Annotated in this window: 20 protein-coding genes; 4 read left to right on the forward strand and 16 right to left on the reverse strand. The window is 44.6% G+C overall.

Annotated elements, in window-relative coordinates; translation table 11 throughout:
* Nucleotides 1-85: 85 nt before the first annotated feature.
* A complete protein-coding gene (locus tag ACE1OE_RS02320) occupies nucleotides 86-1177 on the reverse strand; it encodes an alkene reductase (RefSeq protein WP_372062521.1) in 1092 nt (363 codons plus the stop codon).
* A 534-nt stretch (nucleotides 1178-1711) separates the two neighbouring features.
* On the opposite strand from ACE1OE_RS02320, the gene ACE1OE_RS02325 reads away from it, so the two are divergent.
* Nucleotides 1712-3061 carry a polysaccharide lyase family 7 protein gene (locus ACE1OE_RS02325; RefSeq protein ID WP_449209970.1) on the forward strand — a complete coding sequence of 450 codons (1350 nt, stop codon included), beginning with the start codon at nucleotides 1712-1714 and terminating at the stop codon, nucleotides 3059-3061.
* Between the two features lie 59 nt (nucleotides 3062-3120).
* On the opposite strand, the gene ACE1OE_RS02330 is transcribed toward ACE1OE_RS02325, so the two are convergent.
* Nucleotides 3121-3405: a transposase gene (locus ACE1OE_RS02330; RefSeq protein ID WP_449209971.1), complete on the reverse strand. Its 285-nt coding sequence runs from the start codon at nucleotides 3403-3405 to the stop codon at nucleotides 3121-3123.
* Between the two features lie 41 nt (nucleotides 3406-3446).
* The gene (locus ACE1OE_RS02335) at nucleotides 3447-3947 is read right to left on the reverse strand and encodes a YcxB family protein (protein ID WP_372062486.1); all 501 of its coding nucleotides are present in this window, start codon (nucleotides 3945-3947) and stop codon (nucleotides 3447-3449) included.
* Nucleotides 3948-4498: 551 nt separating this feature from the next.
* On the opposite strand from ACE1OE_RS02335, the gene ACE1OE_RS02340 reads away from it, so the two are divergent.
* Nucleotides 4499-5485 (forward strand): MBL fold metallo-hydrolase, encoded by a 987-nt coding sequence (locus ACE1OE_RS02340; RefSeq protein WP_449209972.1) that lies wholly within the window; start codon nucleotides 4499-4501, stop codon nucleotides 5483-5485.
* Between the two features lie 769 nt (nucleotides 5486-6254).
* Here ACE1OE_RS02340 and ACE1OE_RS02345 read toward each other — a convergent pair.
* Nucleotides 6255-7037, reverse strand: a complete 783-nt coding sequence (locus ACE1OE_RS02345; protein ID WP_449209973.1) for a hypothetical protein — start codon at nucleotides 7035-7037, stop codon at nucleotides 6255-6257.
* A complete protein-coding gene (locus ACE1OE_RS02350; RefSeq protein ID WP_449209974.1) occupies nucleotides 7030-7533 on the reverse strand; it encodes a hypothetical protein in 504 nt (167 codons plus the stop codon). Before ACE1OE_RS02350 ends, ACE1OE_RS02345 begins: the two co-directional genes overlap by 8 nt.
* Before the next feature lie 87 nt (nucleotides 7534-7620).
* On the opposite strand from ACE1OE_RS02350, the gene ACE1OE_RS02355 reads away from it, so the two are divergent.
* Nucleotides 7621-8640: a DUF2235 domain-containing protein gene (locus ACE1OE_RS02355; protein WP_449209975.1), complete on the forward strand. Its 1020-nt coding sequence runs from the start codon at nucleotides 7621-7623 to the stop codon at nucleotides 8638-8640.
* A gap of 44 nt (nucleotides 8641-8684) precedes the next feature.
* Here the strand turns inward: ACE1OE_RS02355 and ACE1OE_RS02360 are convergent, their stop codons facing one another.
* From ACE1OE_RS02360 to ACE1OE_RS02385, 6 genes are all read right to left on the reverse strand, one after another.
* Nucleotides 8685-8873 carry a hypothetical protein gene (locus ACE1OE_RS02360; RefSeq protein WP_449209976.1) on the reverse strand — a complete coding sequence of 63 codons (189 nt, stop codon included), beginning with the start codon at nucleotides 8871-8873 and terminating at the stop codon, nucleotides 8685-8687.
* Between the two features lie 242 nt (nucleotides 8874-9115).
* Nucleotides 9116-10948, reverse strand: a complete 1833-nt coding sequence (glmS, locus tag ACE1OE_RS02365) for a glutamine--fructose-6-phosphate transaminase (isomerizing) (RefSeq protein ID WP_449209977.1) — start codon at nucleotides 10946-10948, stop codon at nucleotides 9116-9118.
* Between the two features lie 71 nt (nucleotides 10949-11019).
* Nucleotides 11020-11787, reverse strand: coding sequence for a DeoR/GlpR family DNA-binding transcription regulator (locus tag ACE1OE_RS02370; protein ID WP_449209978.1), 768 nt, complete (start codon nucleotides 11785-11787; stop codon nucleotides 11020-11022).
* Between the two features lie 410 nt (nucleotides 11788-12197).
* Nucleotides 12198-12785, reverse strand: coding sequence for an MltR family transcriptional regulator (locus ACE1OE_RS02375; protein WP_449209979.1), 588 nt, complete (start codon nucleotides 12783-12785; stop codon nucleotides 12198-12200).
* The gene (locus ACE1OE_RS02380) at nucleotides 12782-13930 is read right to left on the reverse strand and encodes a mannitol-1-phosphate 5-dehydrogenase (RefSeq protein ID WP_449209980.1); all 1149 of its coding nucleotides are present in this window, start codon (nucleotides 13928-13930) and stop codon (nucleotides 12782-12784) included. The genes ACE1OE_RS02375 and ACE1OE_RS02380 overlap by 4 nt, the downstream gene beginning before the upstream one ends.
* Before the next feature lie 102 nt (nucleotides 13931-14032).
* A complete protein-coding gene (locus ACE1OE_RS02385; RefSeq protein ID WP_372062468.1) occupies nucleotides 14033-15916 on the reverse strand; it encodes a PTS mannitol transporter subunit IICBA in 1884 nt (627 codons plus the stop codon).
* 509 nt (nucleotides 15917-16425) lie between these two features.
* Here ACE1OE_RS02385 and ACE1OE_RS02390 point away from each other — a divergent pair.
* Nucleotides 16426-17067: an HAD family hydrolase gene (locus ACE1OE_RS02390; RefSeq protein ID WP_449209981.1), complete on the forward strand. Its 642-nt coding sequence runs from the start codon at nucleotides 16426-16428 to the stop codon at nucleotides 17065-17067.
* A gap of 278 nt (nucleotides 17068-17345) precedes the next feature.
* On the opposite strand, the gene gabT is transcribed toward ACE1OE_RS02390, so the two are convergent.
* The 5 genes from gabT to ACE1OE_RS02415 all read right to left on the reverse strand — a co-directional run bounded on the left by gabT (nucleotide 17346) and on the right by ACE1OE_RS02415 (nucleotide 23470).
* Nucleotides 17346-18620, reverse strand: coding sequence for a 4-aminobutyrate--2-oxoglutarate transaminase (gene gabT / locus ACE1OE_RS02395; RefSeq protein ID WP_449209982.1), 1275 nt, complete (start codon nucleotides 18618-18620; stop codon nucleotides 17346-17348).
* Between the two features lie 14 nt (nucleotides 18621-18634).
* Nucleotides 18635-20062, reverse strand: coding sequence for an NAD-dependent succinate-semialdehyde dehydrogenase (locus ACE1OE_RS02400; protein WP_449209983.1), 1428 nt, complete (start codon nucleotides 20060-20062; stop codon nucleotides 18635-18637).
* A 62-nt stretch (nucleotides 20063-20124) separates the two neighbouring features.
* The gene (gene aguA / locus ACE1OE_RS02405) at nucleotides 20125-21207 is read right to left on the reverse strand and encodes an agmatine deiminase (protein ID WP_449210103.1); all 1083 of its coding nucleotides are present in this window, start codon (nucleotides 21205-21207) and stop codon (nucleotides 20125-20127) included.
* Between the two features lie 10 nt (nucleotides 21208-21217).
* Entirely contained in the window at nucleotides 21218-22084 is an 867-nt protein-coding gene (aguB, locus tag ACE1OE_RS02410) for an N-carbamoylputrescine amidase (protein ID WP_372062465.1), read from the reverse strand.
* 108 nt (nucleotides 22085-22192) lie between these two features.
* Nucleotides 22193-23470, reverse strand: coding sequence for an NAD(P)/FAD-dependent oxidoreductase (locus ACE1OE_RS02415; RefSeq protein WP_449209984.1), 1278 nt, complete (start codon nucleotides 23468-23470; stop codon nucleotides 22193-22195).
* Nucleotides 23471-23496 lie beyond the last annotated feature (26 nt).

Consider the following 23496-nt stretch of genomic DNA (forward strand, 5'->3'; position numbering starts at 1 on the left):
AATTGGAGGGTTTGCGAAGGCAATTTGGCCAGTCAAGAGCAGCGAATCACTCAAAACTGGCCTAGGAAATCAATGTTCGATGAAGCTACCGCGCGATGGGATAATCGGTATAACCGATATCGTTACCACCAAACAACGTCGCGCCATCTAATTGAGCGAGCTCATTTTTATTTTTCAGGCGCAACACTAAATCTGGGTTAGCGACGAATGGGCGACCAAACGCCACCAAATCGGCATACCCTTTATTTAATACGTCTTCCGCACTTGAGGTGGTGTAACCCCCAGCAACAATAATCGCATTGCTAAACCGTTCACGTAGTTCAACTCGAAATTGCTCAGGGATAACGGGTGCATCATCCCAATCGGCTTCCGACAAATGCAGATAGGCAATATCTCGGTTTTGCAGCTGTGTTGAAGCCTCAAGAATTGTCGGGACAATATCAGGGCAATCCATATCTTTGAATGTAATGAATGGCGCAAGACGAACACCAACCTTGTCGGCACCAATGGCATCAATAACAGCATCAACAACTTCAATAAGAAACCTTACGCGATTCATACGAGAACCACCGTAGTTGTCGGTTCGCTTGTTAGAATTGGTTCGCAAAAATTGGTCGATTAAATAACCATTGCCACCGTGTATTTCCACTCCATCAAAACCCGCTTCAACCGCTCTTTTTGCCGCATTAGCAAAATCACCAATCACGCGATCAATATCAGCCTGCGTCATCTCTCGCGGTGACACACAATCCACCATATCGCCGTTGCCGTGCTCGTCAGAAATCCAAACTTGGGTATCCACAGGCGCAAGCGCTGAAGGCGCAATAGGCAACTGGCCTTTTTGGAAAACCGGATGAGACACTCGGCCCACATGCCAGAGCTGACAAAACATAGCCGCCCCCGCGTCATGGACCGATTTCGTCACCATTTGCCAACCTTTAACCTGTTGATCCGTATAAACACCAGGCGTAAATGAATAGCCCTGCGAATCATCTGAAATCTGAGTTGCTTCAGAGATAATAAGACCAGCCGAGGCTCGTTGTGTGTAATAAGTGGCCATCATTTCGTTTGGAATATTACCGGGTTGACTAGATCGAGCGCGAGTCATTGGTGCCATAACAACACGGTTGTTTAGGTCTAACGTTTTTAATTCTGTTTTTTCAAATAATTTACTCATCATAATCCTCGAACGGCACATAGTTCATCGATGTTTTAAGCCACGTTTTAATCACACTGATGGCTAGAGGGTTCAGTATATTTGTTTTGTTTCAATTGATAATGACTTAAAAACAAAATTGATTATTCAGTAATTCTGAATAATCAAAGCACCACCGACGTTAAGATTATCAAGCCAATAGAATCGCTAACCATTCTGGAAGAACCGCCATTTCCATCAACCCCTCAATTTTTATGAAAACAAATTTAATAAGACATAATAAGGTGTGATGAGTTAACAAATATTCAACATTTGTATTATTTGAATGCAAATATGTGACATAAGCAACCTCACTATCAAAATGACATATGCTACGCTAATTTTAGTATTTATCTGAACCCTATGATACGTACGATAGAAAAATTCATATTTGCTAGTAAGTTACATTCAAGTTTTACCAGGAAATTATTATTTTATTCTGGGTTTGTGTAGTTAAAATGTAATCGATTAGCTTTGAAACGCCAATGTCTATAACAAAAACCAGGAAGGTTTTGTATGATTTTTAAGCTGCATAAATTAACGCCATCACTGCTACTTACTGCTTTAGTATCCACAGGATCCACCGCCGCTCCTTTGCTCATCGAAAGCGCTTCTGATTGGGGCGGCGCTCATAATAGTTATCCGGCATCGAACGCGATCGATGGCAGCACTGATTGGTCGTCACGATGGGCGGCAGAAGGTGTCGTCAACCTCGTGTTGGATCTGGGATCGGTGCAAAAAGTAGAAGATCTCGATATCGCATGGGGCAAGGGTGACACCCAGTCTTATCGATTCGAAATCCGAACACTTGCAGACGAGAGTTCAAGCACTTGGGACAAAGTTTTTTCGGGTAGTAGCAGTGGTACTTCAACTTACTACGAAAACTACGATATTACGGATATTTCTGCCCGCTGGGTTCGTATTAAAATATTCGAGAACACCGCAGGTAGCACTTGGACCAATATTAAAGAAGTGGCAATATTTGGTAACTCGAGCTCAGAGAATACCAACCTAGACCCTAACGTCGCACCTTCTGAAAATTTTGACCTGCTTGACTGGTATTTAAGCATCCCTATCGATGAGGGTGACGGCTACGCGACATCCGTAAAAGAAAATGCGCTCGATGACCGCTATGAAGATGAGTTCTTTTATACTGGTAGCGATGGCGGCATGGTGTTTTATACCCCAGTGAAAGGCGTGACGACATCAAGTGGTACTAAATACGTCCGTACGGAGTTGCGCGAGATGCTTCGCCGTGGTGACACATCAAAATCAACGTCAGGCAAAGAAAACAATTGGGCATTTTCATCTATCCCAACAAGTGACCAAAATGGATGGGGAGGCATTGATGGCCAAATGAATGCCACACTTGCCATCAACCATGTGACAACAACGTCATCAAATGAAGAGCAGGTCGGTCGTATTGTGGTGGGACAAATCCACGCAGAGAAAAACGAACCTATCCGCTTGTATTATCACAAGCTTCCGGGTAACTCCAACGGAGCCGTCTATTTTGCTCATGAGACTTCTAAGGCAAGTGGCGGGGATGAAACTTGGTACAACCTACTCGGTAATATGGTCGATAGCAGTGGTAATTTAGATAGCACCTCTAACCCAAGTTCAGGGATTGCATTGGATGAAACGTTCAGTTATTCCATTACGGTTGAGGGCGATAAGTTGATTGTGGTATTGAGTAAAAACGGCGCTGAAATCGCGGCAAAAGAAGTTAACATGGCTAACAGTGGTTATGACGACGCTGACAACTACATGTACTTTAAAGCCGGTATTTATCTACAAGATAATTCAAGTAGCGATGACGATTATGCCAAGGTGACATTTTATAAACTAGACAACAGTCACGACTAACCGCCTTCTCTAATTCAAAGCCTAGCTATGAAGTGACCCCGTAAAGTTGGACATTTCTGCTAAGCGGCTTTTAAGGCCTGAGTTCGATATTCTATCGGAGTCAGGCCTTTTAGTTTCACTTTTATACGTTTGGTATTGTAGTACTCGATGTACTCTTTGATTTGCTCTATCACAGCATCGGCATCTTCAAAGCTTTGGTTGTGATACATCTCGGTTTTGAGTAAAGCAAAAAAGTTTTCAGCAACAGCATTATCCAAGCAGCTACCTTTTCTCAACATACTTTGCGTTAACCCACTCTCCGCTACCTTTTTTGATAGTGTCGATAGCGATATTGTTTTATGCATAGATGATAGGAAAATTCATTGTTAGAATTATTTTTCACACATTAACGTTCGGTCGTTCTTGATGCTTCATGCTGCTCAACAATGAACGCGATTTCTTCATCATTTAAACAAGATTTACTGACATATTGACGCTGTTTTCCAATATGAAGAATAAACCCTAAATCGCTTTGTTGAAGTTGGTCGATTTCACTCCACGCGATGCTTCGAGTATTTTTACCGCTCTTATAACTCACACCCTTAGAATCAGCCTGAAATACCACCTTACCACCAGAGCTCATACTAAGTGTTTGTCGCCATAACCACCAAGTTCTTTTAAAATAAACACTGAGCGCCTCAATAACACTCAAAACAATAAAAAACCACCCAACGTAACCGCTGGGTAATAACTCAAATGTTAACAAAACTACGCCAAATAGAAGAAAAAGCATGCCTTTTACATAAGCTTTTGGAAATTTAACTGGACGGCTAGTTTGATCATAACACTCGGCAAAAAAGGCTTTGTCGAGGGTGTATTCTGTGGTGAAACCATAATCTTTAGACATAGGTGGCTACTTTAAGGTTTGCTGTGAATGGGTATCCCATGTTGCGATGTCGCAACTCGAGTATTGTAACGCTTCTCAGGACTTTCTTTAACTATTGTGCCCACTCTTGATAAATCAAGAACACTGACAAGATTGACTATCATCATAGCCAATCTGCTATCTAAATGGGTAGCAAATGATGTATATAAATGTAAGCTGAACCCAAAAAATATCAGGCGCACTACCGTGCCATTGACTATTAATAACACGCTGCTGAAGATCCCCTTTTCAAGGGGATGACGGTTATTTTTGTTTGTCATACGAAGTAACACGCCAAAGTCCGCTGTGTGCATACAAGTCCGATTTTTAACAACTCTTAGCTAGTCAACTAACTCGAAGATGAGGAATGTCGGATTTAAGTCATGCTTCTTACCGCCTGACCTGCAAAAATAGAGACACATTCTTGCTTTATATTGTTCAGCAAGAAGATAATTAACTATGCCACTACAAACTAACCTAATAACCACCTGTCCTTAATTGAACATCCACTTTATTCAGGAGTTAGAATCATCATGTGGAAAAAAAGCTTAGCCTTGGTCATCTCATCCATGCTCTACAGCGGGGCATTTGCACAGAGCTTCGAAGCCATTACTCTTGGAAGTAAAGGAGGTATCCAAGATGGTAACCTCACATCTTTCATGTTCAAAAGTGAACATGACAGCAATTACGTTTTGCTAGATGCAGGCACTATTGTCAACGGCCTCATTGTAGCGAATGAGAAAGGAACGTTTGATAATATCGTTGTTCCTGAGAAGTCACCTTACACCAAGGTAGGATACTTACTACGTGAAAAGGTGAAAGGATATTTTGTGAGTCACGCTCACTTGGACCATGTAGCGGGCTTAATTATCTCATCACCTGATGATTCAAATAAACCAATTTATGGGCTTGAAGCAACAAACCAAGCCTTGATGGACAATTACTTTAATTGGTCAGCATGGCCAAACTTTGGTAATGATGGTAGAGGCTACAAACTCAACAAATACAGCTACATCAACCTACCTGAACAACAATGGCTCCCCGTTGCCGATACGTCATTGCAAGTTAAAGCACTTCCATTAAAACATTCTGGCGGACGCTCCACCGCTTTCTTGTTGAAAAATCCACAAGGCGAAGCATTTATCTACTTTGGTGACACTGGACCTGACTTAGTTGAGAAAGGATCCGCCTTAGATAATGTTTGGCAGACAATCGCCCCATACGTAAAAGAAGGTAAATTGAAAGGCATGGTAATCGAAGTGTCGTTTACTAACAGCACTCCTGACAAATCACTATTTGGCCACTTAACTCCAAACTGGCTAATGAAAGAACTTAGCAGACTAGAAGACCTCAGTGGAGAGGGTAGCCTTGAGGGGCTCAATATTGTAGTTAGCCATATAAAATACAGCTTAAGAAAAGGTGAAGACCCAAAAACAATCATCCAAACTCAGTTGGATGAAGTTAACAACTTAGGCGTAAATTTCATCTTCCCTACACAAGGTGAAAAAATGCGCTTTTAGTTGAAAACAGCCTTAACAATGAAGGCTACAACTAATTATTCAGAATAAATTCAGTTTGGCTCTCTGGAATATTCCAAAGAGCCGTTTCGTGGCCCGAAAAGTTTTCGAGAATTTCTGAATTAGCTCGAGTTATCTACGCCAAACCTTTGGACCGGGACCTCTTAGCCCGTCACTCTTTAACTCGTCCCAATTAGGGCGTCATCCTTGTGCAGCCAAGGATCGTTCAACGCGTGTAACTCACTTAAATAGAAATGAATGGCACTAGAACAGGTTCACAACGCGCTGATGAAGATCCCCTTTTTCAAGGGGATGACGGTTAGGTTTTATTTGTGGGAGTAGTAAAATGACAGAGTCCATTCTTTACTGATGTCTTTACTAAGCTGGCACGTTTTAAGACAAAAGCTTGTTGGTTATTCCAAACCCTTCTCTCACAATATATTCGTCATCCTCACAAAAGTGAGGATCTCCTACCACGTGTAGATAACTGAAAACCTTCGACTAAGTCACGTATCTTAACTTTGCAACGCGCTGAATGAGATTCCCTTTTCCAAGGGAATGACGGTCTAATTGGGATGATTTGAAGAGCGATAACCGAAGAGCTTTGGTCCAAAAAAGTGTTTCAGTGTACGGAGAATGGCTGTACTCACCACGCAATTTTGTAACGGGGTGAGTAGATTCCTGCCTGCGCAGGAATGATGAATTGCAATGAACACCTATTGGTCGCCATAAATCACAAAGCTCAGAACGGAGTATTTTAAAAAAAACACGCTCAATTATTTACAGGGTCCTGAGTACACGTGAAAACATATAACCCATCAAGCCCTTCATAAAGACCTGGGTTTTTAAATTTTTGTTTTATTACCCTCGAAACCTCACTAACAGCTATCTGGCAACGAACTGCTGAAGAAGACGTCACGATATTAAGGTCTCCGTCTACACCCTGAACCAGATCCACAAAAACGTTTACATTTATAGCACCATGATTCTCTATGTGATCTTGCAGCTGCCCAAGTGACGGCCTTACATCAACTTTACTCACTTTCGTAGCAGTTACAGTATGTAAAGAAAAAAGATACTGCCCACTGACAGACTCACCTGGCCTAAGTTGATACGGCGAAACTTCAACTACCTGCTGCCCAGATTCACCCGAACTCCTAATAATCTTATCGTTCCACTCGTATCGATATTTGGTTCCATTGAGTACGATATCTAACCAAATTTGCGCAACATGTACAGTATTAATTTCTGATGCATTATGCGTCAACACCACGACTGATAGAGACCTTATCTTATGACTCCTATCCGGTTTTGTACCGACCAATGAAGCTCCCATGTCATCCCGCGTTGTTGTATTACCGCCAACTAGCGTATAAACCGACACCCTATCTGGTAACATCATTACCCTAAGCGTCTCACCCTCACCAATAGACCGTATGTAAGGCACCATCGGAAGCAAAAGAGACACTAATGAGATACAAAGAGCCAACAAGGCAATTGGCTCTAACTCTTTCTTAATCTTAAAACCAAAGATCTCCATCACATTCTCAGTCATTCAAACAATTACACTCCGGCAAAAGTGACAAAGAAGTGCATTTGGGCGGCAAGTTGTCACACTCAGGGAGTGACGTAAGCTTTCTACCAGTTCCGTCCCCTCCTCTTTTGACCCCATCTCCACCACCAGTAACCACTATTATTGGCGTTATACCCGTACGCTCGTTTTCACCTGGGCTAACGTGACCATTCAAAACCGAATCTGAAAATGTCCCATTTGAGAGATCGAATGATCGTAAGTAGTCGACAGATGGGGAGAACTCGTGTACCCCATCAATTCGAAGTTCACCATAACCACTCGATACAAAACTAGCAAACCCACCACGGGACTGATTGCGTGAGCGCCCGTACTCCATCAACGGAGACACTCCCTCAAACTCAACAGCAATTGACCCTCCATCAAAGCCCCGAGGCATCATCGCCACTTCTTCACTCGCAGCCGCAACACCAACACCAACCACCATAAACAAAACTAACCCTAACCACCTCCCTAACATTCTGCTCACCTTGTGTTGTTCGGAATATGAAACTAAACATAGTAGACGGACGGTTGTTTTAAAAGCACACCAATAAGGACGACGACAATGAAACGGATAGTCATTTGCTCTGATGGGACATGGAACAAACCTGAGCGAGAACTCAAGAAAGACACACCTCCCAACGTACTCAAATTAGCGAGAGCGGTAAGGCCGATGGATGATAACGGAATCGTACAAACCGTGTTTTATGATTGGGGCGTCGGCTCTTACTACGATCCTGTCGGGGGTGGCGTCACCGGCTCTGGACTGCTGAAGAACATTGAAGATTGCTATCGATTTATCGTCCACAACTACGAACCGGGTGACCAACTGTTTTTCTTTGGCTTTAGTCGCGGCGCTTACACCGTGCGTGCCCTGTCTGGACTTATCAATAATTGTGGTATTCTCAAAAAACAGTACGCCAACCTTATTATTCAGGCCATTAAGCACTACAAAAACACCACAGCTCGCTTTAAACCTTCCAGCCCACTTTCACAGCAATTTAGGCGCGACCACGCTCACGACTCAAGAGAAGTTGCCTTTATTGGTGTTTGGGACACGGTTGGGGCGATGGGCATTCCATTATCCATCGCAGAGCTCTTTAGCACCAAAGAAGGCTTTCACGACAGAATGATTGGCAAGAACGCGATCAAAGCAAGGCACGCACTTGGTATAGATGAGATCCGCGCCGATTTCGAACCGACCATTTGGAAGCCCAATGGACACACCGATTTAGAGCAAGTGTGGTTTTGCGGCGTTCATTCTGATATCGGTGGCGGGTATTTGCTCGACGACAACGGGGAACTGACAGCCTTATTTCCATTAGGCTGGATAGCAGATGAAGCCGCATTATCAGGCCTAGCACTTGAAAACCACTGGATTATTCGACAAGCGAATACCGCACTTCCCCCAATAAACAAATCGTACAAAGCACAATATCGCCTCAGAGGAAAACACTTCAGATCCATCCACCACAACTGCGGTGACACCATTTTGCACGGCTCTGTCGTACAAAGATGGCAACATGACCAGTCCTACCGACCAAAGAACCTAGTCGAATACGCCAACACTCACGTTTGGCCATAAAACAAAAAGGCGAGTTTTCACTCGCCTTTTTCATAAGAATTCAACTATTCTCCTACATCAAGGTAGGATCCAACCGCGGGAAGCTTGTTGTCACTAATAACTTGAGTATGAGAAGTTGAAAGCGTACCTCCACGCCAAGACGTACCCGACGTTCGACTTATACGTACAAACAGATCGCCATCATCCTTCAGCAGATACAGCGCCCTCACCGAAGTACCACCGTCTGGTGCCATAATCACTTAGAAGTGAATAATTCTTTGATGAGGGGAATTTGCTTAATTGTTGTAGTGCAAATTCACATTAACAAGATATAACTGAGTATGTACTCTGAATGATTTTTGGGCAAAAATGCGCTAGAGAAAACAGCAAAAAGGCAGCGAGATCTAGTCTTCGCTGCCTTTCTAGTATGATACTTTATTCCTTAGTATGAGATTTTATTACTCTAGTACAGTATCATTCAAACGTTCGCAGTCAATTATTCAACCGTTACCGCTTTCGCAAGGTTACGAGGTTGGTCGACATCGGTCCCTTTAATCAGTGCTACGTGATAAGACAGCAGCTGCATTGGTACGGTGTAATAGATAGGGGCAATGATGTCGTCAACATGAGGCATCTTGATGATCTTCATGTTTTCGTCGCCTTCAAAACCCGCTTTTTCATCAGCGAAGACATACAATAAACCGCCACGCGCACGCACTTCTTCGATGTTCGATTTCAGTTTCTCTAGAAGCTCATTCGTTGGGGCAACGACAACTACAGGCATATCCGCATCAATCAATGCCAATGGGCCGTGTTTTAGCTCGCCTGCCGCATACGCTTCAGCGTGAATGTATGAGATCTCTTTGAGTTTTAGAGACGCTTCCATCGCGATTGGGTAGAACTCACCGCGACCAAGGAATAAGGTGTGGTGTTTGTCTGCAAAATCAGGCGCCAGTGCTTCAATTTCTTTATCAAACGCGAGCGCTTTTTCAATGTGAGCAGGAAGCGAATGCAGTGACTTCACGATTTCTTCTTCACGCTCTGCACTCATGCGACCTTGTAGGCGACCGATAGACACGACCATCATTAACATCGCAGCCAATTGAGTGGTGAATGCTTTTGTTGATGCTACACCAATCTCCGTTCCTGCACGCGTCATGAAGGCGAAATCAGATTCGCGCACTAGCGACGATCCAGCGACGTTACAGATGGTCATAGCGCCCATGTAACCTTTTTCTTTCGCAAGGCGCAGCGCGGCAAGCGTATCTGCGGTTTCACCTGATTGAGATAGGGTCACCAACAAACTATTTGGACGAACCACGAAGTCACGATAACGGAACTCAGAAGCAATCTCCACGTCACAGCTCACGCCTGCGATAGACTCAAACCAATAGCGAGCCGCCATGCCAGAGTTGTACGAAGTGCCACATGCGATGATTTGAACATGTTCAACTTTCTTCAGAATATCAACGGCATTGATACCAATGCTTTCCGTGACGACCGCTTTGTCAGTCAGGCGACCTTCCATTGTAGAGATAAGCGCTGAAGGCTGTTCAAAGATCTCTTTTTGCATGAAGTGGCGATATTTACCTTTATCACCAGCGTCATGTTCGGCATTGGATTCTGTAATTTCACGTTCGACAGGGTGACCATTTACATCGATAACGGTCACATCACGACGTGTAATCTCGGCAACATCACCTTCTTCTAGGTACATAAAGCGACGAGTCACACTCAATAACGCAAGTTGGTCAGAGGCAAGGAAGTTTTCACCGACACCAAAACCAATCACAATTGGACTACCAGAACGTGCCGCTACGATGCGGCTTGGGTCTTTGCGGTCAACAACGACAGTACCGTAAGCACCGTCTAGTTGAGCGGCTGTTTTTTGCAACGCTTCAACCAATGTTTCTGAGGTGCGACGTTCCCATTCAACCAGGTGAGCGATAACCTCAGTGTCAGTCTGAGAATGAAATACATAACCGCGCTCTTGCAAAACAACTCGTAGCTCTTCGTGGTTTTCGATAATACCGTTATGGACCACAGCAATGTCGCCAGAAACATGTGGGTGCGCGTTCACTTCTGATGGCTCGCCATGTGTAGCCCAACGAGTATGTGCGATACCCGTACCGCCAATAACGTCTTGAGCGTTTACTGCGTCTGCAAGCTCTTGTACTTTACCTAAACGACGTACACGCGTTAGTTCTGAATTTTCGTTCACAACCGCCACACCCGCTGAATCATATCCGCGATACTCAAGTCGGCGTAAGCCTTCAACCAAAATTTCCGCTACGTCGCGCTGTGCTACCGCACCTACGATTCCACACATATTATGTCTCCATCTCTAGTTTTGTTTCCCCTTTGAACGCAAGCAAATCATTAACAAGGGGATAATTTGGGTTAGGCGCAAATAACCTTTACGCCATTAGATTCTATTTGTTGTTTTTGCAAAGCAGTCAAGCCACGATCTGTCACCAGGACATCGATGGCATCCCATGCAAGTTCTAAATTCGGTATCTTTCGACCAATTTTCTCAGATTCAATCATAACAATGACTTCACGTGCGACTTCTGCCATCACGTTACTCAGTCCAATGAGTTCATTAAATGTGGTGGTACCTCGGCTCAAATCAACGCCGTCAGCGCCTATAAACAACTGGTCAAAATCATAAGAGCGTAAAACAGACTCAGCCACTTTGCCTTGGAACGAGTCTGAATGGCTATCCCATGTTCCACCCGTCATTAACAATGTGACTTCGTTTTCGAGTTCGTTGACAGCGTTCGCTAGCGCAAGAGAATTAGTCATGATCACTAAACCCTTTTTGCTGCCCAACCGAGACACGAGTTCACCCGTGGTGCTGCCACAATCAATCACAATCCGATTGTGATCTCGGATAAGATCAACGGCCGCTTTAGCGATGCCTTTTTTATCCGCAACGTCGGCATCAGAGTGATTCATTACCTCATCAACAGCCTCTTGAGGTAATGCGACGGCACCGCCATATCGCCTCAGTAACTGACCGTTATTCTCTAACGAAGTGAGATCCTTTCGAATCGTCACTTCTGAGGTGTCGAACAACTCAGACAGCTCTTCTACACTCACCTGCCCTTTCTCTTGAACAAGCTGAGCAATAGAATGACGTCGAACTTGGGTGTTTCGCTTTCGCATTAGTTTCACTTCAAAACTTATTAACTGCGCAAATTATTTCACAACGAAAGATATTTTTCAAACCACAAACCCAAATAAATCCAATAGAACCTAATTTTGTCGCAATTAGTAGACATAAATAGAGACAGAATCTTTCAATCATTAATTACGAAACGAAACATAATGAGTTTTAGCAAAAAGAAGAGTGGTAGCTGAGTAAGATGAGTAAGATGAGTAAGATGAGTAAGATGAGTAAGATGAGTAAGATGAAACATGAGAAGGCGGCGGGAAACAAGATCAAGGGAGGAAGTAATGGAAAATAACTGACCTCAAAGAATGTCTGGAGATCAGACATTCTTTGAGGTCAGTTATTTTTTGGGGGGGGAAGAACGAAAGAAACAGTGCCCGTTCTCGGCATAGAGCAACCACGATTAAAGTAGCGGGTTATCTCGACAAAGGGTGCTGACCATTTCAGTTACCGCGAGTATCAGAGTTGACTTCACACGCTGGTAATGACGTTCAAGATACATTTTCAACATCACCGCATCCAAGCCTTCCGCCATCTTAGCGTCATACTCTATCGGCATCATCTTCTGTATTGCTGACACTTTGTTCAGCTCGAAAATGACGTCCACCTCGGTAAAACTGACATTGTTTTCTTGATGTTTGGTCCATTCACGAAGCGTCACAAAGATATCAATATCGTCATACACTTGTTTGGAAATCACGCCAAGACCTAGTAACAGTTTCGCGCGAACCAAAATGTCACCGAGCGGGCCATCGCTAGTGAGTAGCGGATCCACCACGTACTTTACTGCATAGTCATCTTTGTGAAAGATGCTATTAATCAGCGCATCGAGCGTATCATCAATCGCGTCGTAAGCAGCCATTAGGCACTCACTCGCGTCTTTCGCTTCAGACAGCGCTTCAAGAAGTTCGGTTTCGTTTGGTGGATGCAGCGGCATAAGTTCTCTTAAAACAAACGGTGCCACCGAAGTGACACCCGTTACTTGAATCATTTAAGCGCTAGATACGCTTGGTGCGCAAGTGTAACAACTTCTGCGTCAACATTCAGCCCAGAATAATGCGCTAATGTTTTTTCGAAGCCTTGTTCTGCAAACATGGCCTGCAATTCTACCGCTTGCGGGTCATCATCATTTGTATAAAGGAACGCGGCGGCGATGCCTTTCAGAAGGTGGCTGTTAGGTAGGCTATATTCTAACGTACCGTTCAGAGGCTTAATCAAGCGGTCTTGAGGGCTCAGTTTACGGATTGGTTGGCGACCAACACGGTCTACTTCATCACGCAAAAACGGATTAGCAAAACGACCAATGATTTTTTGAATATAAGCCGCATGCGCCTCTTTATCGAAACCATAGCGACGAATCAGAACCTCGCCACTTTCTTGCATTGCAGCAGTGACATCAGCGCGAATAGCGTCATCTTCGATAGCATCTTTGATAGTCTCATGACCGGCAAGCACGCCAAGATATGCGGTAATCAAGTGGCCAGTATTGAGTGTAAAGAGCTTACGCTCAACAAATGCCATCAAGTTATCAGTGCATTCCATCCCTTTAATGTTTGGGATTTCTCCAACAAATTGCGTTTGATCCACAATCCACTCACTAAAGGTTTCAACGGTAACAGCAAGTGGATCCGTTTCGCCCGCTTCAGCTGGCGGCACAATACGGTCAACCGCTGAATCCACAAATCCAATGTGCTCAGATGCAAATACTTGTGCATCGGCTGAAAGGTGTTCAAACACCATGTCTTTTAATTGGCTCGTTCCGCGAACCATATTTTCACATGCGATGATATTGAGGGGAGATGTATTGCCTTGTGCAATGCGCTTTTCAATGCCTTGGGCAACAGACTTCGAGATAATTTTTAGCACGGTCGGACCGACTGCCGTGGTCACGATATCGACATTTGCGATTGCATCGATAACATCAGAGCTAGTTGAGTTAATCGCGGTAACGTTAGTAACCGTTTCAACAACGCAATCTTCGCCAACAATTTTTACAGGGAAAGATTGACGCTCAATTAAGCCATTAACAACCGTTTCATTCACATCCGCAAATGTGACATGAATACCCGCATCCGATAGTAATTTACCAATAAAACCACGACCGATATTGCCTGCGCCAAAATGGAGAGCTTTCATAAGACGTTTTCCTAAATAAACACGAAAAAAAGAAAAAGATAAAATCAAAATGAGACCAATGCGGGGGCACTGGTCTCTTTCACTTAGGAGCGATAAATCGGATTATTTACCGTTCAAGATGCGTAGCACGTCAGCGACATCAGTGGTCGATTTCAGCAATTCAACGGCTTCATCATCATCTAGTGAGTTAGTAATGGCGGTAATCACTTGGATATGTTCATCACCTTGCGCAGCGATACCGATAACCATCTTCGCGACGTCATCTTCATCTTCACCCCATTGAACACCGGCAGGGAATTGGCAGAATACGATACCCGTTTGCTTCACAAACTGTTTCGCTTCAATCGTGCCGTGAGGAACCGCAATAGACTCACCTAAATATGTAGATACTAGCTCTTCACGTGCCATCATACCGGCGACGTATTGAGGCTCTACATAGCCAAGTTTGACGAGCTGCTCACCAGCAAACTTGATAACGTCTTCTTTGGACTTCATGTCCATACCCAAGAAGATATTGTCATTTGATAACTTTAGCGTTCCATTATCGCTAGAGCTTGTGTTCGCTGGCGCTTCAGGCTTTTTTGCTGTTTGCGCATCGGCTAGTTCACTAACAAGACCATCGTATAACGCACTGTCTAGGAAGTTATTTAGTGAAATATGATGAGCTGAACCTGCATGCTTACGAGCACGGTCTGTCAGATCTTTATGCGTGATGACAATGTCGACATCTTGCGGCAAGTTGTTAATAGCTAAATTCGTTACTGAGATATCGAGGTTAGCAGCGTCCACCTTCTTGCGAAGTAGACTGGCGCCCATTGCGCTTGAACCCATACCAGCATCACATGCAACAATGATTTTACGAACCGCAGCTAGGTCTAGCTCTGCACCAGCTTGGCCTTTTGAAGACGCTTTCATGTCTTTCATTTGGCTTGCCGCTTTCTCTAGAGAGTCATCTTCGTCATCAGTTTGTGTTTGAGTCTTCATCAGAAGCGCTGCAACAGCAAATGATACGGCTGCAGAAGCGATTACAGAAAGAATCACACCGATAAATGAAGCTTTTGGTGTCATTAGAAGAACAGCAAAGATTGAACCTGGCGATGCTGGAGATACCAGACCTGCATTAAAGACTGTCAGTGTAAATACGCCAGTCATACCACCTGCGATAACCGCAAGAATAAGACGAGGGTTCATTAGAACGTAAGGGAAGTAAATCTCGTGGATACCACCAAAAAAGTGAATGATAGCGGCACCAGGTGCAGACTGCTTCGCATTGCCTTTACCAAAGAACATGTAGGCAAGCAGAAGGCCAAGACCAGGACCAGGGTTTGCTTCAATAAGGAAGAAGATAGATTGACCCATATCTTCTGCTTGTTGAATACCCAGCGGAGAGAAAATACCGTGGTTAATTGCATTATTCAGGAATAGGATTTTCGCAGGTTCAACGAAAATTGAAGTCAGTGGCAGTAGGCCCGCGTTTACAAGGAAGTTTACGCCGCCCGCTAGACCTGTTGACAGCATTTTTACTGCTGGACCAATAACGATAAAAGCAATGATGGCACAAATCATACCAATGATGCCCGCAGAGAAGTTGTTCACCAACATCTCAAAACCGCTCTTAACTTTACCGTCTACCGCAGCGTCAAATTTCTTGATTGCGATGCCGCCTAAAGGACCAACAATCATCGCTCCCATAAACATTGGTATATCAGTACCAACGATCACACCCATTGTGGTAATCGCACCTACCACAGCACCACGGTCGCCTGCCACCATTTTACCACCGGTATAACCGATCAGCAGTGGTAGCATGTAAGTAATCATCGGACCCACCATTGAGCTCAATGTCTCATTTGGGATCCAACCGGTAGGAATGAATAGTGCCGTAATCAATCCCCAAGCAATGAATGCGCCAATGTTTGGCATCACCATGTTGGAGAGGAAACGACCAAAGTTCTGCACTTTGATTTTCGCTTCAGGAGATAACATATAGGGTGTCCTCGTTATTGTAATATTCGCTGATATAATGTGTTCGTTGACAAAAAGTGTTTTTCAAAAGTCCATATAAAAGTAACACAAGATTTCTAAAATGCCTCAATGGGCAGCATTTTGTGATATAGATCACTATACTTATTCCATGATATTTAATTTTTAGTGATGAAGATCACAACATATCGCCGTTTATAAATTACAACTCGTTTTTAATGATAATGATTATCAATAAACAGTGACGAAAATCACTTTTGCCTCATGCATTAACCACTTTTAGTTAGTGATGGGGTTCACACTATTTATAAATAGCATCAATAATCTCGATAAGCACCGATACCTCACCCGTTAAAATCGCACACCAATTAAGCTAAACCACCCCGACATGTAATTTAATTACAGAATTGAATTTGATTTTTCAGCCCATTTATTGCTTAAATTGATCGTCGATTACTGTGTACCTCCTGCGTGAGGCTGTGAGCATTTTGATAATGAGACAAGGATGAGAGATGATTAAGGCGCTATTGTTTGATATGGATGGTTTGATTTTTGACACTGAAGTTTTGTACAAAGTCAGCTGGCAACATGCTGCGAGACAACAAGGTCTTGAGTTAAATGATGATCTCTACCGCACTTTTATTGGTGTGCAAGATTCTGAATGTGAACGGATACTAAGTGAGCATTTTACTCACCTCCTTGATTTAGGAGCTTTCCGTACAGTACGCGATCAACATTTTCATCGCGCACGTTCGCAAGGTGTGACGTTCAAACCTGGGTTTCATGCCGTATTTCAAATGGCCAAACATCAAGGCTTAACCATAGCGTTAGTGACGTCCTCACACCGTCAGGAGGTAGAACGTAACTTTTGTCAGTCCGATTATCTAAAGCAATTCGATCTCATTATTACCGCTGAGGATGTACTTAACGGTAAACCTCAGCCCGATTGCTACCTTATGGCTTGCACACAACTGGGGATCAAGCCATCTCAATGTCTGGTGCTAGAAGATTCAAATAATGGCATGCGAGCGGGGAAAAGCGCTGGATGTATAGCGGCCATGATTCCTGACATGTTGCTTCCTGATAGCGATGTCAAAGCCGAAGCCGACTATTTATTTGAGAGTTTGTACGATGTCTTACCGTTACTATCTTAAGCATCGGTTATCTTAAGCGCTGACTATCTCAAGTACTGACTATCTCAAGTACTGGCTCTCTCAAACATTGATTATCAGAACGCTTTTTGCTTGGATCACTCGTAGTGCCAATCACTCACGGCAGCCCCAACATTACGTCATTACGACATCGCAATATCACATCTGTAGTAACGATTAAAAAAGCCCCCTCGGACTCGAATCGAGGGGGCTTTGCTTTATCACGATGATATCAATTAAGTATACGGCTCACATCATCGTTTGCTCCAAAGACGTAATTGCTATTTGGCAACGTCTTGAATTATTGCTTCTAGCTTATCTAAACCTTCAGCCAGAATTTCAGGTTCTATCGTTAGCGGTGGTAAGAGGCGAATGACATTCGCTTTTACACCACATGATAATAAAATCAGGCCATTTTCTTGCGCCTTCCCAATGACCGCTTTCGTTATATCTTGACCAGGTAAGCCCGTGTTAGGGTCAGTAAATTCAATGGCCATCATCGCGCCAATCGTACGGACTTCGCCAATTGCCGGCACGGTTTCTTTTAGTTTATTGATACGAGAATTTACAATTTCACCGATCCCTTGCGCTTTTACGCATAACTGCTCTTCTTCGATGATCTTAAGCACTTCAAGACCCGCAACACATCCAAGAGGTGAACCTGCATAAGTGCCACCTAAACCACCTGGCAACGCAGAGTCCATGACATGTGCCTTACCGACTAATGCAGAGATTGGAAAACCACCAGCAATCCCTTTGGCTAGCGTCATCATATCCGGTTCAATTCCCAAGTATTCAGTCGCGAACATTTTACCCGTACGAGCGAACCCTGTTTGAATTTCATCAGCAATCAATAAAATACCGTGATCATCACACAGCTTACGCAGCGCTTGTGCGAAGGCTGGCGGTGCTTGATAAAAGCCGCCTTCGCCTTGTACTGGTTCAAAAATGATCGCAGCGACTCGGCTAGGTTCAATATCACAGGCAAACAAATCTTGTAGAGCTTGAAGGCTTTGCTCAATCGACACACCGTGGTACTCATTCGGATACGGTGCGTGATAAATTTCATTGGGGAACGGTCCAAAGCCTGCCTTATAAGGTGCAACCTTGCCCGTTAAACCCATCGTCATATTGGTACGACCGTGGAAGCCACCTTTAAAGGCAATGACTCCACTGCGGCCCGTATGAGCACGAGCAACCTTGACAGCATTCTCTACCGCTTCAGCACCTGTTGTTAAGAAAATCGCTTTTTTCTGAGTATCACCCGGGACAATATCGGTTAGTTTTTCGGCCAACTCCACGAATGACTCATACGGCGTCACCATCGCACAAGTATGCGAGAAATTATCAATCTGTGCCTTCACTGCCTCAGAGATGCGCTTATTCGAGTGGCCAGTATTGGTGACAGCAATGCCCGCAGCAAAGTCAATATACTTGTTACCATCGACATCCCAGACCAAAGCATTATCCGCTTTCGTTACGTAAAGTGGGTACAGCGCACCCATGCCTTGGGCAATGACTTGATTTCTTCTTTGGTGTAATTGTTGATTGTTCATTTTAATTGTCCTTCTTAGTTGCCACCAAAACACAGGTATTTAACGTCCATATATTCGTCGATACCCTGTTTTGCGCCTTCACGCCCAATGCCCGATTGTTTCACGCCACCAAATGGTGCTAACTCTGTAGAGATGATGCCTTCGTTAATTCCCACCATGCCGTACTCGAGCGCTTCCGCGACCTTCCAAACACGATGGATGTTTTGACTATAAAAGTAAGATGCTAGGCCATAGATGGTATCATTCGCCATCTCAATCAGCTCTTCATCCGTCTCAAAACGCACAACCGGTGCAACCGGACCAAAGATCTCTTCTTGGATGATGTCCATACGATGGGTCACATCTTTAAGTACGACAGGTTGCATGAACAAACCATCCAGCTTTTGCAACTCTGACGTAGGGGTCGCACCCTGCTCAATGGCACGGTCAATAAGCGCTTGAATCCCTTGTTTAGCCGATTCACTAATGACAGGGCCCACATTCACGCCTTCATCCAGACCATTTCCTACTTTTAGTTGCTGAACCGCCGCATCAAATTTGGTAACGAATTCATCGTACACCTTGCTATGCACATAAAATCGGTTGGCACACACACATGTCTGTCCTGCGTTACGGAATTTAGAGGCCATCGCCCCTTGGATAGCCGCATCGATGTCTGCATCCTCAAAAACGATGAACGGTGCGTTGCCGCCAAGTTCCATTGACGTGCGTTTGATGTCCTTCGCACTTTGCGCCATCAATACGCTGCCGACTTGCGTTGACCCCGTAAAAGACAGTTTTCGAATGAGCGGGTGCGATGTGAAAATTGCACCGATTTTGCGAGAACTTTCCCCTAATACCACCTGTAATACATCGCGAGGAATACCCGCTTGATACGCTAATTCTACCGTGGCAAATGCCGACAGCGGCGTCGAATCAGACGGCTTTACAATAAAGCTACAACCCGCAGCGAGCGCTGGACCAGCCTTACGGGTGATCATAGCGATAGGGAAGTTCCACGGCGTGATCGCACACGCCACCCCAATCGGTTGCTTGATTGTTACCAATCGCTTATCTGCCGTTGGGCCTGGAATAGTGTCGCCATAGGTGCGTTTAGCTTCTTCAGAAAACCATTCAATAAAGCTGGCGCCATAAAGCACTTCACCTGCGGCTTCGGCCAGAGGCTTGCCTTGCTCAAGCGTCATAATTCTTGCGAGGTCGTCTTTGTTCTCTAGCATCAACTGATACCAGCGATTCAGCATACCAGCACGTGTTTTTGCCGGTAACTTCGCCCATTCTTTTTGGGCGATATGGGACCGCTCAATGGCGTCCATTAAGGTTTGTTCATTAGACACTGGCGCGTGGCCAACAATGTCTCCAGTGGCGGGGTTAGTTACCGCAATAGCCTGCTCTGCTGCAGAAGTCATAAAAGAGAGTAAGCTTTTATTTTGTATTTGCTGCATATTGAATTACCTTCCTTCTGTCTTCCTTAGGCCACATGCTTTTATCGGAAAACACCTATTTATTAAGCAGGGATCTGCTGTGTTATACAGTGAATGTTGCCACCGCCCAGTAGAACTTCTCTGGTAGGTATACCCACAATATGAAAATTTGGTAACGCTTTTTTTAGTATCTCAATCGCGATGCTGTCAAACTGCTCATCAAGCAATGGCAGAAACACATGTTCATTTACCATCAAAAAGTTAGCGTATGATGCGCTTAGTCGCTCCCCTTCTTGTCGAACCATGCCATCACTGGAATCAATCCCTTCGGCTTCTTCTTGGGTGTAATACAAGGGACCAGGAACTGGTATTTTAATCACCTCAATGTCACGACCTTTTGCATCTTTTTGACTGCGCAGTGCCGTATAAGCCTCTCGAGATAGCTTAAATTGTGGATCGAAGGGATCATCCGTCCAACTCAGTATCACTTTTGCCGGACCAATTACGTGAATAAGGTTATCAACATGACCATCCGTTTCATCGTTATAAAGGCCTTTAGGTAACCAGACTATTTTCTCAACGCCCAAGTATTCGCATAAGGTTTTTTCGATATCGGTTTGTTGTAACTCTGGATTTCGTCCGGGGCTCAACAAACACTCTTCGGTTGTGTATAACGTCCCTTCACCATCGGTGTGAATAGAACCACCCTCTAGCACGATTGGCGCTTGGTAGTGATCCATTCCGGCGACTTCACATACTGACTCCGCCACTTGGTCGTCGGCGCTCCAGTCATCATACAAGCCATTATACTCGCCGCCCCAAGCATTAAATTTCCAGCTTACTCCTCGGCGTTCTCCGCGTGCATTCACGACCACTGTTGGTCCAATATCTCGCATCCATGAGTCGTTGTATGCCATCTCTACGAGCTTTATTGAACTATGCAGTTGAGTACGAGCTCGTTCATATTGGGTAGACGTCACTGCGACAGTGACCTGAACCACGTCGGCAATGGCATTAGCCACATTAGCAAAGGTTTGTTGCGCCGGTTTAGCATCGTTGCGCCAGTTATCTTTGCGCTCGGGCCAAGCCAACCATACTTCTCTTACCGGCTCAAACTCAGCCGGAAAAGAGAAACCATCTTGTTTTGGAGTCGTAGTGAGTCTCATCATGACCTCGCTATAGAGCCATACTCATGACATCTTGATATAAATCAGGACGACGGTCTCGGAATAAACCCCAAGCATGGCGTGCTTTGGTGGTCGCTTGAAGGTCAATCTCAGCGTAGATAATGGTCTCACCTTCGCGTGGCGCTTCTGCCAGTTTTCCACCGGTATGGTCGGTAATAAACGATGAACCATAGAAGGTCGTTTCAATGCCGTCATCAACTTCAACCCCCACACGGTTGGACGCAACGACGGGCACTAGATTGGCGGCAGAGTGACCTTGCATTGTACGTTGCCAATGATCGCGCGAATCTAATGTCAAATCTTGAGGCTCAGACCCAATCGCTGTTGGGTAGAAAATAGCCTCTGCACCGTTCAACGCCAAGCTGCGAGCAAGCTCAGGGAACCATTGGTCCCAACAAATACCGGCGCCAAAGGTACCGAATTTTGTTTTCCAGACTTTAAACCCTGTGTCACCCGGGCTGAAGTAGTATTTCTCGCTATAACCTGGGCCATCTGGGATGTGTGATTTACGGTAGTTTTCTAAGATGGTGCCATCGGCATCAATCATGACGAGTGAATTAAAAAAGGTATTGCCTGCTTTCTCGAAATAGCTCACAGGGATCACGACATTAAGCTCTTTAGCAAGTTCACTCATGGTTTTAATCAGTGGGCTGGTCGCGAATTCTTCGGCCAACTCAAAATACTTCGATTCTTGCTTCTTACAAAAGTAAGGGGCTGCAAACAGCTCTTGTGGAACAACAACATTGGCACCATTAGCAGCGGCCTCACGAATGGCACCTTTGATTTTCGCCATATTGGCGTCTAGGTCCCACGTTTTGGACAGCTGAAGTGCGGCGAATTTTACTACTCTACTCATGGGATCTTCCTTTATCGATTCGTTGATCTTGGCTGATGAGCGCCCGTCATAGCAGGCGCTTCTTTTGTGTGTTTCACGTTATTGAATGAGTCTTAAGGTACACGCCGCCTAGATGGCAAGCTTGTCACGCAAGTTATAATACGCCGCGCCCATTGCCGTCATTGGAATGGCAAAATGGCGACCTCCTGGGAAGGCAATATGAGTGAGCTGTGCAAAGGCATCAAAGCGTTCAGCATGACCCGCTAAGGCCTCGGCAAGCAACTTACCCGCAAGGTGAGTACAGGTGACACCATGGCCACTGTATCCCTGCAAGTAGTAGATATTGTCAGAAAATGAACCAAACTGTGGCATGCGTGAGTACGTCAACAAGAAGTTACCTGTCCATTTGTAATCAATCCCAATGCCCTTAAGTTGTGGAAAGATTTTTTCCATTTTAGGACGAAGCAAAGATTCAATGTTTTCAGGGTCACGAGCGCCATACACAACACCACCACCAAACAACAAGCGCTTGTCAGCACTAAGACGGAAGTAATCCAGCAGGTAATTGCAATCCTCAACACAGTAATCTGACGGCAAAATTTGTTGCAGTTGCGCTTCTGATAAAGGCTCTGTCGCAACAACTTGAGTACCACAAGGGATCGCTTTATTACTGATATTCGGCGCTAAACCACCCAGGTATGCATTACCCGCCAGCACCATATATTTTGCTTTCACACTACCATGCTCAGTATGAGCAACAGGATTCGCTCCTTTATCAATTCGGGTCACGCCTGACTGTTCGAAAATGCGTCCGCCCAGCGCGATCACGGCTGCCGCTTCACCTAATGCCAATTTCAATGGGTGTATATGCCCACCGCTCATATCAAGCAAGGCACCTTGGTAAGCGCTTGTCCCAACAGCAGATTCCACTTCTTTCGCATCTAATAAGCTCAACTGGTCATTGCCGTAACGTTCCCAGTGTTTTTTGTGTTCTTCTAAGCCTTTCATCTGCTTTGAATTCAACGCAGTGAACATCCCACCTTGTTTGAAATCACAATCAATATTGTGCTTATCAATCAAGCCGCGAATGATGCTGCCGCCTTCAAAAATCATGTCACACAATGCTTTCGCTTGTTTTTCGCCATAACGGCTTTCAATCACATCCACATCACGGCTGTAGCTATTGACAATCTGACCGCCATTACGCCCTGAAGCACCAAAACCAACCTTAGCGTTTTCTAGAATAACTACCTTAAAGCCCTTCTCTGCCAGGTGCAGAGCAGAAGATAGGCCGGAGAAACCAGCCCCAACAACACATACGTCACACTCAATATTATCGCGTAGTTGTGGGTACTCACTTACATTTAAAATTGAGTCAGCGTAGTATGAATCAGTATGTTTATTCATTGTTCAATTCCTTTTTTATTGCTGCT

The sequence above is a fragment of the Vibrio sp. E150_011 genome (assembly GCF_053544015.1).